The organism is Facklamia sp. P13055 (assembly GCF_050409445.1).
In the GTDB taxonomy this organism is placed as follows: domain Bacteria; phylum Bacillota; class Bacilli; order Lactobacillales; family Aerococcaceae; genus Facklamia.
Genome location: NZ_JBNUPL010000016.1, coordinates 1 through 14,570 on the forward strand (window position 1 = coordinate 1; position 14,570 = coordinate 14,570).

The 14,570-nt window shown below is 36.2% G+C and carries 12 protein-coding genes; all 12 read right to left on the reverse strand.

Going from position 1 to position 14,570, the window contains the following annotated elements; genetic code table 11:
• Window positions 1-103: 103 nt before the first annotated feature.
• A complete protein-coding gene (locus ACQV2O_RS06530) occupies window positions 104-1,018 on the reverse strand; it encodes an ROK family protein (protein WP_428875317.1) in 915 nt (304 codons plus the stop codon).
• Between the two features lie 605 nt (window positions 1,019-1,623).
• Window positions 1,624-3,168, reverse strand: a complete 1,545-nt coding sequence (locus ACQV2O_RS06535) for a sodium:solute symporter (protein WP_428873955.1) — start codon at window positions 3,166-3,168, stop codon at window positions 1,624-1,626.
• An 86-nt stretch (window positions 3,169-3,254) separates the two neighbouring features.
• Entirely contained in the window at window positions 3,255-4,151 is an 897-nt protein-coding gene (locus tag ACQV2O_RS06540; protein WP_428873954.1) for an N-acetylneuraminate lyase, read from the reverse strand.
• Window positions 4,152-4,170: 19 nt separating this feature from the next.
• A complete protein-coding gene (locus tag ACQV2O_RS06545; RefSeq protein WP_428875318.1) occupies window positions 4,171-4,854 on the reverse strand; it encodes an N-acetylmannosamine-6-phosphate 2-epimerase in 684 nt (227 codons plus the stop codon).
• Between the two features lie 277 nt (window positions 4,855-5,131).
• The gene (lepA, locus tag ACQV2O_RS06550) at window positions 5,132-6,955 is read right to left on the reverse strand and encodes a translation elongation factor 4 (RefSeq protein WP_428873951.1); all 1,824 of its coding nucleotides are present in this window, start codon (window positions 6,953-6,955) and stop codon (window positions 5,132-5,134) included.
• A 250-nt stretch (window positions 6,956-7,205) separates the two neighbouring features.
• Window positions 7,206-8,354, reverse strand: a complete 1,149-nt coding sequence (dnaJ, locus tag ACQV2O_RS06555; protein ID WP_428873950.1) for a molecular chaperone DnaJ — start codon at window positions 8,352-8,354, stop codon at window positions 7,206-7,208.
• Window positions 8,355-8,440: 86 nt separating this feature from the next.
• A complete protein-coding gene (dnaK, locus tag ACQV2O_RS06560; protein WP_428875319.1) occupies window positions 8,441-10,285 on the reverse strand; it encodes a molecular chaperone DnaK in 1,845 nt (614 codons plus the stop codon).
• A 51-nt stretch (window positions 10,286-10,336) separates the two neighbouring features.
• Window positions 10,337-10,969: a nucleotide exchange factor GrpE gene (gene grpE / locus ACQV2O_RS06565; protein WP_428873948.1), complete on the reverse strand. Its 633-nt coding sequence runs from the start codon at window positions 10,967-10,969 to the stop codon at window positions 10,337-10,339.
• A 13-nt stretch (window positions 10,970-10,982) separates the two neighbouring features.
• The gene (gene hrcA / locus ACQV2O_RS06570) at window positions 10,983-12,011 is read right to left on the reverse strand and encodes a heat-inducible transcriptional repressor HrcA (RefSeq protein WP_428875320.1); all 1,029 of its coding nucleotides are present in this window, start codon (window positions 12,009-12,011) and stop codon (window positions 10,983-10,985) included.
• Window positions 12,012-12,162: 151 nt separating this feature from the next.
• Window positions 12,163-13,098 (reverse strand): riboflavin biosynthesis protein RibF, encoded by a 936-nt coding sequence (gene ribF / locus ACQV2O_RS06575; RefSeq protein ID WP_428875321.1) that lies wholly within the window; start codon window positions 13,096-13,098, stop codon window positions 12,163-12,165.
• A 3-nt stretch (window positions 13,099-13,101) separates the two neighbouring features.
• Window positions 13,102-14,022, reverse strand: a complete 921-nt coding sequence (gene truB / locus ACQV2O_RS06580; protein WP_428873945.1) for a tRNA pseudouridine(55) synthase TruB — start codon at window positions 14,020-14,022, stop codon at window positions 13,102-13,104.
• A gap of 160 nt (window positions 14,023-14,182) precedes the next feature.
• Window positions 14,183-14,569: a 30S ribosome-binding factor RbfA gene (rbfA, locus tag ACQV2O_RS06585; protein WP_428873944.1), complete on the reverse strand. Its 387-nt coding sequence runs from the start codon at window positions 14,567-14,569 to the stop codon at window positions 14,183-14,185.
• Between the last annotated feature and the right edge of the window lies 1 nt (window position 14,570).

A 14,570-nucleotide genomic window follows, 5' to 3' on the forward strand; every position in this document is an offset into this window, starting at 1 on the left:
TTTCAATTCAGAAGCCTATTTTTAGACATAAAAGTACCCCCAAAAGTTAGTTTTTTACTCGAACTTTTGGGGTCAACTCATAAGAATAGTTTTGAGTTAGTTTTTAATTTGTAGAACAAACTCCATACTTTTTAATAAAGTAGTAAAGAGCTCCAATTCTTCCAGCTTCATTACTATACTTTGCAGCTAGGATAGCTTTAGGCAGAAAAATATTATTTTCAATTTTTGCAGCCAATTTTTCTAAAATAATTGGTAACAATATTTTATGTTGATTCATAATACCGCCTCCTAAAACGATGTACTCTGGATTTATCAAATAAATAATTGGAAGTAATCCTTCTGAAAAGTTTTCAGCAAACCAGTTAATTGTTTCGATTGCGGCTGGATGATTAGTTTTATAGGCTTCAAAAATTATTTTTCCATTAGTATTACTTTCTCCAGTGAGCTGTTCAAAGTATTGGCACATAGCAGTCGTCGATGCTACATCTTGAAATCTTTTACCATTAACAGGTAAGTAACCAACTTCGCCGGCAGAAAAACCTTCTCCATGATACAATTGACCATTAAGGATTAAAGCCCCGCCAACACCCGTGCCAATAGTCAAACAAACTAATGAACTATTGCGTGCAAAAGCTCCAATTGAAAATTCAGCAAAAGCTGCCGCATTGACATCATTTAGAACAACACAAGGTAAATCAAAGTGATGGTTAATGGCTTGCTTAAAATCAGTTCCTACATAGTCAGGAATTGTATAACCTGCATAAACTATCTTTCCTTGTTCAGGATCGACTACCCCTGCTGAAGAAATAGCAACACCCTCTAACTTTTTGTTGATTTGCTTAAGACTTTTAATCGTTTCACCAACTAAATTTAAAACATATTCCATAATATGATTTGATTTTTTTAAGGAATCTATCGGTGTTTCCTCTTCTTTAAAATAATTAAAAGAATGTCCCTTTTCATCATAAACATCACTTTTTATCGTTGTACCGCCAATATCAATCGCTAGTATATGCATTTTTTCACTTCCTCTTATACAAAATTACAGTGATAGAAATAATATATCTTATTCTATTTTTAGAGTAGTCATCATTTAATGGCCTTATTACTAATTATTCATTTTTTTCCTTACCTACCACCTTAAAAATAGGGAAAAGACGCTTAGCCCTTTCCCTACTTAAAATGTTACACATTTCATATTTCCCCTTAAAAACAGCTTTTTTAATTGTTTCTATCTGTTCAACAATTTTGAACATCTTCACGATCAAAAACTAAGATTTGTCCAGGCTGAATGATTCATTCCGATAATGGTTGAGCGTGAGGTTTTTGCCAGCCATCCTTTTCTACATAATCTTTTCATTGAACATTTCCATTAAAGTTATGCCAAATTTTTTCCTGACCTTTAATAGGAACAAATACATCAAAATAGCTAGGATAACTTTGCCAAACTCTATGGTCATCTGTCGTAATCTCCTATTCTAAGATATTAAAATAAAAGTCATCGGAAATCATATGGGGCCAAGCTGGCAATCACTTAAGTCATTATTTTCTTTTAAAAGTTAATGACTCTTAGTATAGCTTCTCGCTTGATTTGATCTATTTGATTTAAATCATAAAGTTTCATTAATGTCTTACCAACCAGTCATTATTCGCTTTAATCTCAGAAATATCATAGACAGTGGTGAATTTTGGAGCAGTCGATGTCTCATCTTTAACCATTATCGATACAAGATAACCGACAATTAAAGATACGCCAATTGAAATAAGCGAATAAACCCAAATGCTTACCTTTTCTGCAGGAAGACCGTATTTAATGAAAATCATTACTAAACTTGAAACAATTAGTGCAGCATAAGCACCAATTTTGTTAGCTTTTTTAGAGAATACCCCTAGCATAAAGACTCCACCTAGAACCCCTAAAACGAGTCCCATGAATCCATTAAACCATTCATAGGCTGATTTAATATCAGAGTGTGCAAGAATAATTGAGATAATAATGGAGAAAATTCCAACGCCTAAAGAAATCCAACGCGCAATTTGAGTTCGTTTGGCGTCATCTAAATTCTTAGAAATCACCTCTTGTATGTCCAATGTCCATGAGGTAGCGACAGAGTTCAAACCTGTCGATAGAGTTGATTGACTGGCAGCAAAAATAGCTGCTAAAAGAACACCGGTAATACCAACTGGTAAACGATAGGCTATATAGTAAGTAAACACTTGATCTTGAGCTACTAAAGCGCCAGGATCACTCGGATTTTGTAATTGATAATAAGCGAATAATCCCGTCCCAATAAGATAAAACATAGTCGCAATAAAAATAGATAAGACACCATTGGTAAACATCATTTTATTCAATTTTTTAATATCTTGAGTGGTAGTGAACCGTTGCACGATATCCTGACTTGAAATATAAGATGACAGTGTATTAAAGCCAGCGCCAACAACTAGTAAAAAGATAGAAGATTTTAAAAGGTTCGGATCAAAAATCGGTTCGTTAGGGGCAATAAATTTGTCTTTAGCTAACAAATTCATGATTGGTTGGAAACCGCCGTCTAAGTCCTTGACTAAAAAGCCTAGAGTCACAGCAACACCTACTAACAAAACAGATCCTTGAATAAAATCGGTCCATAAAACTGATTTAATCCCACCAGTATAAGAATAAATAATCGCAATTACACCCATTACCACAATTAGCCAATTGACTGAGATTCCAGTTAATGTGGCTAAAGCAGCAGAGGGTAGATACATAATAATAGACATACGACCAATTTGATAGATAATGAACAAAATAGCACCGATTGCTCGCAAAAGTCTAGAGTTAAACCGTTGCTCTAAATAATCATAAGCAGTATCAATATCCATTCTGGCATAAATAGGCAGGAAAAATTTTATAGCAAAAGGAATTGCAATAATCATCCCTAATTGCGCAAACCACAATAGCCAAGTTCCCTTATAGGAGTTACCTGCTAAAGTCATGAAAGAAATCGGACTTAACAAGGTTGCGAAAATAGAAACCGAAGTTACATACCAAGGGATTGAGCCATCTCCTTTGAAAAACTCTTTACCAATCATATCTTTCTTAGAAAACAGTAATCCTGCAAACAAAACAGCTACTAAATAAATAACTAAAATAATAAAATCGATTGTTGTAAAGCCTTCTTGTGCCATTATTAAACTCCTTTTCAATTTTACATGCTTAGTGAAGCATAACGCTATATAAAATATTCTTTAATTACCTAAGTCTTTTTAATTAATTATAAATAATTTTTAAAAATTCGTTCTGCTTCTTCTTTTTGGTCGGCTGTCATCGAAGCCATCGGTTTACGACTTAAAAACTCCCCTTTATTCGCACCCTGTAATTGTAAAATACTTTTAAGAGTTGGATATAAACCGTTTGCTAGCACTGCTTCAATTAAATCATTACTCTCATTTTGTAGCTTAAGTGCTTTCTCATGGTTGCCCTCATTGACAGCTTCTAAAATGCCACGAGCTCGCAAACCATTTACGTTATATGTCGATCCGATTGCTCCATCAACATGATAGATAGCAGCTGGATAAAGCATCTCATCAAAACCTGAATAGATTAGTACATCTGGAAACGCTTTACGTAATCGTTCTAATAAGAAAAAGTCTGCAGCAGTAAACTTAACACCAACAATATTGTCTAATTCAAATAATTCCTTAAATTCTGCCATCCCCATATTAATACCTGTAAGAACTGGGATTGAATAAATAATTAAGTCATTATCAACAGCTTCTGTAATATCTTTATAATATTGTTTAACCTCAGCGAATGAAAACTTATAATAAAAAGGAGTTACTGCTGAAATTGCGTCATAATCCAAATCTGTCGCAAATTTACCGAGTTCAATTGCTTCATAAACATTGGGACCACCAACTTGTGCAATGAGTTTCACTTGGTCTTTCACTTCATCTTTAACAATTTCAAAAATTTGTTTTTTAATGGCCATATCTAATAAGAAATTTTCACCAGTTGAGCCTCCAACATATAGCCCTGCTACCTTCATATTATCAATATTATGACGGACTACTTGACGTAGCCCTGCTTCGTTAACTTTGCCCTTTGAATCAAAGGGTACCAAGAGGGCTGAGATAATACCTTTGATTTCTCTAGCTGTTTTTTTTGTCATTTTATTTCCCCCTATTAATCTATTGGTTATGAATAGCTTCGACAAATTTTTTTGTAATTAATTGAGGTCTAGTGATAGCTGAACCAACTACTACACTATATACCCCAAGCTCTAAAACGTGTCTTACTTTTTCAGGAGTATCAATATTACCTTCAGCAATAATTGGTTTGTTGATTGTTTCAACCGCTTGACGGATGAGTTGAAAATCATTGCTTTCTATCTTATCTTTCTTACTTTGTTGAGTATAACCTACCAAGGTTGTACCAATATAATCAAAACCAATTTGTTCAGCCATTTTCATTTCTTCTAAGGTTGAACAATCAGCCATCAGCTTTTGTTGGGGATACTTTTCTTTAATCTTTACCATTAAATCACTTAATGATTCTCCGTATGGCCTCGTAGATGCAGTTGCATCAATTGCTATGATTTCCGGCCTTGCTTGCATTAACTCATCCACTTCAGTCATCGTAGGTGTAATAAAAGCATCAGCCCCATCATAAACCCGTTTAATAATGCCAATAATTGGCAAATCGACTTGTTCTTTGATTGCTTTAATATCTTCAACTGAATTCGAACGAATACCTTTAGCTCCACCTTCTTTAGCAGCTAAGGCCATTCGTGACATGATAAAAGAACTGTGCAAAGGTTCATCTTCTAAAGCTTGACAAGAAACAATTAATTCCCCTTTTATTCCTTCAATCATTCAATAACCTCCTTTATCAAAGCGCTTTCTAATTTAAAATTATACACATCACTTTGTAGCATTTCAATATTTTATGAAAAGACAGTGAGTTTTCTGAAAACAAAAACTTTTATTATACTTATTTAAAAAGATTTTAATTGATTATTTATCATAAAAGTAGCTTACTTACGTTCTCTAAAAGGGATTGGTTCAAAATGAAAATTAATATTGCTTTATAGTAATAAGAAAAACCCATCTTTGAATTCTCAAAGATAGGTTTTTATGAACCGTTATTCTTTTATTCTTCATCCATTTGTAAGACAGCCATGAAAGCTTCTTGTGGAATTTCAACGTTACCGACTGATTTCATCCGCTTTTTACCTTCTTTTTGTTTTTCTAATAACTTCTTACGACGGGAGACATCCCCACCATATAATTTAGCTGTAACATCTTTTCGATAAGCCTTAATGGTTGTTCGTGCGATGATCTTATGTCCAATAGCTGCTTGGACAGGTACTTCAAACATTTGACGTGGGATAATCCCTTTTAGTTTTTCAACTAAAGCACGACCGCGATTATAGGCAAAATCTTTATGCACTATAATCGAGAAGGCATCAATGACATCAGAATTAAGTAAAACTTCTAATTTTACTAGATTAGACTCTTTATAGCCAATTAATTCGTAATCTAAGGAAGCATAGCCTTTGGTTGATGATTTCAACTTATCGAAGAAATCATACACAATTTCAGCCATTGGTAGTTCATAAATTACATTTACCCGGAAATCATCCAGATAATCCATCGTAATAAAGTTACCACGCTTGCGTTGAGATAGTTCCATTACAGCGCCCACATAATCATTTGGTACCATAATAGTCGCTTTTACATAAGGTTCAAAAATCTTATCAATCTCTGTTGGATCTGGCATTTCAGATGGGTTGTCAATCAAAAGCTCTTCCCCATCCGTCTTTTCAACACGGTAAATAACTGACGGAGCAGTGGTAATTAAATCAATATCAAATTCACGCTCAAGTCTTTCTTGAATAACATCCATATGCAGTAAACCTAAAAAGCCTGTTCGGAAACCAAAGCCTAGGGCTTGCGATGTTTCTGGTTCAAAGTGTAAAGAAGCATCATTTAATTGTAACTTTTCAAGTGCTTCCCGCAAGTCATTATAATCGGCCGAGTCAACCGGATAGAGACCGGCAAAAACCATTGGATTTAATTTGCGGTAACCATCCAAGGCCTCCTCAGCTGGATTATCCGCTAGGGTTATAGTATCTCCTACACGGGTATCTTGAATGGTCTTTATACCTGCGGTTAGATAGCCAACATCTCCTACCATCAAGAAGTCTCTTTTGAGAGGACTCGGTGAGAAGATTCCAACATCAATCACTTCAAACTCTTTACCATTACTCATTAGACGGATGGTGTCACCTGGTTTGACCATACCATTCATCACTCGAATATTTAAAACAACCCCACGATAAGCATCATAAGCAGAGTCAAAAATAAGAGCCTGTAAGGGGTCTTCTATATCTCCCATTGGTGCAGGAACTTTCTCAACTATTTGCTCTAAAATCTCATCAATACCGATGCCTGACTTGGCAGAAGCAAAAACCGCTTCTGAGGCATCGATGCCGATAATATCTTCAATTTCTTTTTGAACCCTTTCAGGATCGGCTGAAGGCAGATCGATTTTATTAATAACAGGCAATATTTCTAAATCATTATCCACTGCTAAATACACATTAGCCAAGGTTTGGGCTTCAATTCCTTGTGCTGCATCGACTACTAGAATGGCTCCTTCACAAGCAGCCAAAGATCTTGAAACCTCATAAGTAAAATCGACGTGACCAGGGGTATCGATTAAATGGAAAATATAATCAATGCCATCTTTAGCCCGATAAGTCAGTTCCACTGCATTCAATTTAATGGTAATTCCTCGTTCTCTTTCCAAGTCCATGGAATCTAACAATTGCTCTTGCATATCACGATCAGCCACTGTATGTGTTTGTTGTAAAATACGATCAGCTAGTGTGGATTTACCATGGTCAATATGCGCAATTATCGAAAAATTACGGATTCTTTCTTGTCTATTCTTCATTTCTTCTATATTCACTTGACTTCACTTCCTTTTCAAGCCTCTTATCAATAGCTAAGGTCTATCTTATCAAAAATGAGTGATTTTGAATAGTTTTCTTTCACTATGGTATTTTAATAAATGAACTACTCAATAAAATCTTTATTTATTCTTTAAAATTTCCTATCTAGAAGCTAATCAATCTTATTTTGATTCCAATTGATTTAAAACTTTTCTAAGCAAGTAAAAAGCATCAGAGCATATTGAATACCCTGATGCTAGCCTATTTTTATTCACCATGAAAAATATCACGCATCTTATTAAAGAAGCCACCTTCTTGCTCTTTAACATTAGCACCCATTTCTTTAGCTAACTGTTTAAATAATTCATGCTGTTTGTCAGTCAGTTTAGAAGGAGTAACGACTTTAACCGTTACTTGTTGATCTCCCGTATAACCTGAGCGAACACTCGGTGCTCCTTTGCCTTTTAAGCGGAAAGTGGTCCCTGTTTGTGTGCCAGCTGGAACCTTTAACTTCACCTTACCATGTACCGTTGGAACTTGGATTTCATCACCCAAGGCCGCTTGAGAGAAAGTGATGGGTAGCGTGTAATAGATTTCCGTACCATCTCGTTTAAATTCCTTACTTGGTTCAACATGGAAAACTACATAAAGGTCTCCATAAGGTCCACCATTTGAACCCGCCTCACCTTGTCCTGAAAGGCGAATTTGATTACCTTCTTCAACACCTGCTGGCACAGTCACTTTAACAGAATGACTAACGGATTCTATACCAGAACCATGACAAGTGGTACATTTTTCTTTAATTTCTTTACCTGTCCCACCGCAGACATCACATGTGGTTTGCGTCATCACACGACCAAAAGGAGAGTTTCGTTCTACCTGAATAGTCCCTGTGCCATGACACTTGTGGCAAGTAACGGGCTCAGTGCCTTCCTTGGCACCTGTTCCGTGACAGGTATGACATTCCTCATTACGATTATATTTTATGGTCGTTTCTTTACCAAAAATAGCTTCTTCAAAGGTTAAATTAATACGATATTGTAGATCATTACCCTTACGAGGAGCATTGGCTCTTCGTCCTCCTCCAGCAGATCCACCAAAGAAAGTATCAAAGATATCTTCAAAGCCAAAGCCTGCACCACCAGAGAAGCCACCAAAACCACCACCGCCAAAGCCGGCTCCAAAGTTAGGATCCGTTGAAGCATGGCCGTATTGATCATAAGCAGCCCGCTTTTGACTATCACTTAGGACCTCATAAGCTTCTGCAACTTCTTTAAACTTTTCGTCAGCTCCTGCATCTTTATTAATATCCGGATGGTATTTTTTGGACAGTTTACGATAAGCCTTTTTAATGTCAGCATCACTGGCATCGCGAGATACACCTAAGACATCATAATAGTCTCTTTTATTTGCCATTTTGTCCCTCCTTACACATTTTAATTCTCCTGATAAAAGACAAGAGTCGAGGACTTAGCCTAGACTCTTGCTAAAGTATGTCTTAATTACTCGTCGACTTCTTCAAAGTCAGCATCGACAATATTATCATCAGAAGATGATTGAGCATCAGAGGCATCTGTTTGATTTTCTTGAGCAGCTTGAGCTTGTTGAGCAGCTTGCTCGTAAAGTTTAACGGATAGATTTTGAATCACTTCATTTAATGCATCACGTTTTGTTTTCATTTCTTCTAAATCATTTGCTTCAACAGCTGCTTTCAATTCATCACGAGCTGTTTCTGCTTTAGTCAATTCATCTTCAGAAATGTTATCATTATCTTTCAATTCATCGATAGTCTTATTAGTTGTAAAGATCATTTGATCGACTTCGTTGCGTAAATCAGCTTCTTCACGACGTTTCTTATCGGATTCAGCATTTGCCTCAGCATCTTTAACCATACGTTCGATTTCTTCATCGGATAAACCTGAAGAAGATTTTATAGTAATCGTTTGTTCTTTTTGAGTACCTAAATCTTTGGCTGAAACGTTCACAATACCGTTTTTATCAATATCAAAGGTAACTTCAATTTGTGGAATGCCACGAGGTGCTGCTGGAATATCAGTTAATTGGAAACGACCTAAAGTCTTATTATCTGCTGCCATTTCACGCTCACCTTGTAAAACGTGAACATCTACTGCTGGTTGATTGTCAGCTGCTGTAGAGAAGACTTGTGATTTAGAAGTTGGGATAGTAGTGTTACGGTCAATTAATTTAGTGAATACACCACCCATTGTTTCGATACCAAGTGATAATGGCGTAACATCTAATAGAACGATGTCTTTAACATCACCAGAGATAACGCCACCTTGGATAGCTGCACCCATAGCAACTACTTCGTCTGGGTTAACCGATTTGTTAGGATCTTTTCCAGTTTCTTTCTTAACGGCTTCTTGTACAGCAGGAATACGTGTCGATCCTCCTACCAAGATTACTTCGTCAATTTCAGATTTGCTTAAACCAGCATCTTTCAAGGCTTGACGAACTGGCCCTTTAGTTCTTTCTACTAAGTCATGCGTTAACTCATCAAATTTAGCACGAGTTAAAGTTGTTTCTAAGTGTAATGGCCCATCAGCTGTCGCTGTAATAAATGGTAAGCTGATTTGTGTAGAAGTCACACCAGAAAGATCTTTCTTAGCTTTTTCTGCAGCGTCTTTCAGGCGCTGTAAAGCCATTTTATCTTTAGAAAGGTCAATAGAGTTTTCTTTTTTAAATTCTTCAACTAAGAAGTCGATAACTTTATTATCAAAGTCATCTCCACCTAGTTTATTATCCCCTGCTGTAGATAATACATCAAATACGCCATCGCCTAATTCAAGGATTGAAACGTCAAAAGTTCCTCCCCCTAAGTCAAAGACTAGGACTTTTTCTTCAGCATCGGTTTTATCTAAACCATACGCTAAAGCTGCAGCGGTTGGCTCGTTAACAATACGTTCAACTTCTAAACCTGCAATACGTCCAGCATCTTTAGTTGCTTGACGCTGAGCATCGTTAAAATAAGCAGGAACAGTGATAACTGCTTTCTCAACCTTATCGCCTAAGTAATCTTCAGCAAATGATTTCAAGTGTTGTAAAATCATAGCTGAAATCTCTTGAGGTGTATAGCTCTTTCCACCCATTTCAGTCTTAAAGTTATCTTCTCCAATATGACGTTTGATGGAAGCTACTGTGTCAGGGTTTGTAACTGCTTGACGCTTAGCTACTTCACCCACTTGAATCTCATTATTTTTGAAAGCTACTACAGATGGAGTGGTACGGTTTCCTTCTGGGTTAGTAATAATCTTTGCTTCTCCACCTTCTAAAATGGAAACAGCAGAGTTTGTTGTACCTAAGTCAATACCTATAATTTTAGACATATAATCTACTCCTTTAAAAATTTATTTTGGTTAAAACTAAGTGCTTAATAATTAGGCGGACACAATTACCATGGCCGGGCGAATGATGCGATCATTAAGGATGTATCCTTTTTGTAGAACATTCACTACAATATCAGTGTCTTGTCCTTCAGCCGCTGGTTGGGTGGTTACCGCTTGATGATAATTTGGATCGAATGTTTCGTTTAAGGGATTGATCACTTCAATTTTTTCTTCTTTAAATGCTTGTAAGATTTGATCATACACCATTTGGATCCCTTTGTGGATTGCTTGACTCTCTTCTGAACTTGCTTTGATTTGCAAAGCGCGTTCAAGATTATCAATTGCATCAATTAATTTATTAGCTAAAGATTGAGATCGATATTTAGCAGCTTCTTGTCTTTCACGACTATTAGATCGTTGCATATTAGCAATTTCAGCCTGTAGACGTAAATTTCGATCCTCCAAATTCTGAATACTTTCTCTTAATTCATCTTCAATGGAAGAAACTTCCTCTACTGGCGCTGCTTCAGTTTCTTCATTTACATCATTTACATCATTATTCAGACTATCCTGATTTTTTTCTGCTGAACTTTCAATGACTTCATCTTCTACTAACTTTTCTTTTTCATCGTTAAGTTCTGCAGAAGATTGCTTGTCATTCCTCTTTTTATTTTCTTCTGTCACTTGATGACCTCCTTTATTGATTAAATTCTTTTAATATCTGCTCCATAAGGACAATCATGCGTGAATAATGCATCGTCGAAGGTCCTAAGATACTTAAAGACATTTTGCTTAAGTCTTGTGTGAAGGTTCCCGTCACTAAAGATAAATGACGCATCCCTTGCGGAGCAAACTCTTGTCCGAAAAGAACTTCGATTCCATCTTGACGTTGTTCAAAGAGATCAAATAATTCATTCGATCCATCAATCAAATTGAATAATTTTTTGTATTCATTGTTGGAATAACGCTGATCCAAACAATCAAAAAGATTATTCTTGCCAGAAACAAAATAACGCGTTCCTTTAACTTGTTGAATTGACTTCTCAACTAAAGGAGAAAAATCAATCGAAGTTGACAATTGTCTTTGCATAATCATCGGAATAGTTAATTTAGTCCGCTGATAAGCATCTTCTAATGTAATACCTCGCAATTCTGAATTAAGAATTGAACGCATTTGACGTAAATCATCATCCTCAACCGGATATAAGGTTTGGAACATTTTATTTTCCACATGTCCTTGATCCGATAATAAAATAGCCATTATTTGATGGTTACTTAAAAGCACTAACTTAAAGTCAGCCACTCGATGCTCTTCATTATTCTGTCCAAAAACCAAGCAAGGTAATCCAGTTAATGAGACCAATAAATCCGCAGCAATTTTCGCCATCTTAAAATTCTCTTGTCGGCGATTTAAGAAGATTTCGCTAACTGCTTTGAGATCTGCTTCATAGGATTGCTCCCATGAATCATTCTCAATTTTAGTGATCAGACGATCTACATAATAACGATAGCCTTCATAAGAAGGTATTCTACCACTTGATGTATGTGCCTTAACCAGAAAGCCGTTTTTTTCTAAAACAACCATCTCATTACGAACAGTTGCCGGACTTATATCAAGAAAACTCTCCTTGAGTAAAGTCTTTGACCCGATTGGTGCCTCTAAATTTGCATAAAGGCGAACAATTAATTCTAAGATTTGGTGTTGTCTGGCTGTTAATATGATCAATCACCTCACATTATTAGCACTTATTCATACCGAGTGCTAACTGTCTCTATCTTACTATCCTCCATCACCTTTGTCAAGGGATTATGCCCATAAAATTAAAAAAATTAGCACTCTCAATTCGAAAGTGCTAATTATATCTATCGATCCTTGATTATTTAAAGTACGCCCGTGTATGGTCTTGATCCTTTTCAAGTTGATTAATCAAACCTTCAATACCATCAAATTTAATCTCTCCACGTAAGTAATGATGCCACTTAATACGAACCTTTTCCCCATAAATCATACGATCAAAGTCTAAAATATAAACTTCAATGGAGAGTTCTTTCACATCATCAAAGGTAATATTATATCCAATAGATGCCATGCCCATATACCATTGGGCTTGAACACAAATTTCGACAATATACACCCCTATGCTAGGTGTTAACTGACCATAATCCATTGCCACATTCGCTGTCGGAAAACCTAGTTTTCTCCCTCTTTTTAAGCCATTGATGACAAGTCCTCTGGTTTCATAAATGTAACCTAATTCTTGGTTAGCTAAATCAATATTACCATTTGATAGCTGGTATTGAATTTCACTTGAAGAAATCTTATGGTCACCGATTGTCTTTTTAGGAATTTCGCTAATTTTAAAGCGTCCTTGACTATGGTCAACCAGAGTTTGCATATTAGCTATCTCTTTCAGACCGTATGTATAGTCAAAACCTGCCACCACATGAACGGCATTCAAATTAACCATGTAGTTGTCCACGAACTCTTGTGGACTCTGAGCTCCCATGACTGAAGTGAACTCAGCAATATATAAAATATCTACTCCATTAACCTCCATCAGTTCTATTTTACGAGGGTTATCACTTAAATAAAAGTAGTGATTCGGATGGATCTGTTGATAAACAAGACGAGGAGTATGGTTAAAAGTTAAGACGGCTAAAGGGACTTGATAATGATCTGCTAATTCGCGCCCCTTTTTGATAACTTCTTGATGGCCTAAATGAACACCATCAAAAAAGCCTAGAGCTAAAACGACTGGTTGGTCATATAGTTGTTCTTGATCGTAAGGATGTGCTAAATAAATTGTCTGCAAGGCTTAAACTCCTTCCATTGGAAACATCTTAATAGGTTTTATTAAATTCTCTTTGCTAGGATGTGGGCCGTAAATTGCTAACAAACGGTCTTGATAAAATAAGGCAGTTGGTTCAATAAGCCTGTCATTAAAATAATTAATGTCTAAAACTTTTCCATGTTTAATGTCTGTAAACTGTTCTGGATTTAGTTGGATTTTTGCATAGTCAGAAACTGCCGTTTCAATGGGGTGAACAGCTGTATTTAAGGAGTCTTTTTCTGCTAATTGCCTTAATTCATCTAAGCGATAACTATCCGCTTGACGATAACCCGCTGCTTGAGTTCGCACTAATTGGGACATGTGGCTAGGATATCCTAATAACTTACCGCAATCTACCGCTAAGGTTCTGACATAGGTCCCTTTACTGCACTTTACTTCAAAGGAGAAAGTTTGCCTTTTTTCACTGGTGTGATATTGTGACGGAGCTAAACGCTTGAAGTAGTCGATAGATACTTGACGTTCAGGCCTTTCTACTTCAATACCTGCTCGGGCATATTCATAGAGTCTTTTCCCTTTGACCTTGACTGCCGAGTAATAAGGAGGAATCTGGCTGATTTTGCCTGTTAATGAAGCCATAGCTTGATCAATAACTTGATCATCAACGGCTTGTTCTACTAATTTCTTTGCAATAACTTGTCCCTGGGCATCTTCCGTATCGGTGGCTTGACCTAAAGTGACTTCTCCTTGATAGATCTTTTTGCTATCCATTAGTATTTCAACTAACTTGGTTGCCTGTCCTAAACAGACAACTAAAACGCCCTCAACTTCAGGATCCAAGGTCCCACAATGGCCTACACGCTTCATTTGAAAAATCTTACGCATTTTAAATACTACATCATGACTCGTCATGCCCTTTTCTTTCCAAACAGCGACAATTCCGTTCATTCAAGCCAACCCCTTTATTAATAACAATTATGATTATACTTTAATTGGCACTTGCTTCCAAGCAAGATTCTTAATTCTACAAGAATAAAAGAGCTGTTTTACCGCCTCTCATTTAATGAGAGCAGTGAAAAAACAGCTCTTGATTTGTGAAAACTTAAGATTATTGCTCCGTCTGAACTGAGCTTGCTTCATCAAAAGATTCAGATTCATGCAATTGATTTAATAATGAATCGATTCGACTACCATAGTCTACTGATTGGTCTCTTTCAAATTTAACTTCGGGAACCTTATAAAGACTTAAACGACTTCCAAGTTCCGAGCGAACTTTACCTGTTATTGCTTTCAAACCATCACTTGTTTTTTGTCTTTCTCCGGCTTTATCACTTAAAGTAGAATAAAAAATTGTAGCATTTTGTAAGTCGCCTGTAAGCTCTACATCAGTAATAGTAACCCCTTCAACACGAGGGTCTTTAATCTCTTTTAGAAGAATATCATTAACTTCTCGCATTATTTCTTGACGAACACGTCCTATACGATATTTAACCATT

Coding starts and splice junctions, on each gene's coding strand:
- ACQV2O_RS06535 (WP_428873955.1), bottom strand. CDS start 3,168: ATGGCACAAGAAGGCTTTACAACAATCGATTTTATTATTTTAGTTATT.
- truB (WP_428873945.1), bottom strand. CDS start 14,022: ATGAACGGAATTGTCGCTGTTTGGAAAGAAAAGGGCATGACGAGTCAT.
- dnaJ (WP_428873950.1), bottom strand. CDS start 8,354: ATGGCAAATAAAAGAGACTATTATGATGTCTTAGGTGTATCTCGCGAT.
- dnaK (WP_428875319.1), bottom strand. CDS start 10,285: ATGTCTAAAATTATAGGTATTGACTTAGGTACAACAAACTCTGCTGTT.
- ACQV2O_RS06545 (WP_428875318.1), bottom strand. CDS start 4,854: ATGATTGAAGGAATAAAAGGGGAATTAATTGTTTCTTGTCAAGCTTTA.
- rbfA (WP_428873944.1), bottom strand. CDS start 14,569: ATGGTTAAATATCGTATAGGACGTGTTCGTCAAGAAATAATGCGAGAA.
- ACQV2O_RS06540 (WP_428873954.1), bottom strand. CDS start 4,151: ATGACAAAAAAAACAGCTAGAGAAATCAAAGGTATTATCTCAGCCCTC.
- ACQV2O_RS06530 (WP_428875317.1), bottom strand. CDS start 1,018: ATGCATATACTAGCGATTGATATTGGCGGTACAACGATAAAAAGTGAT.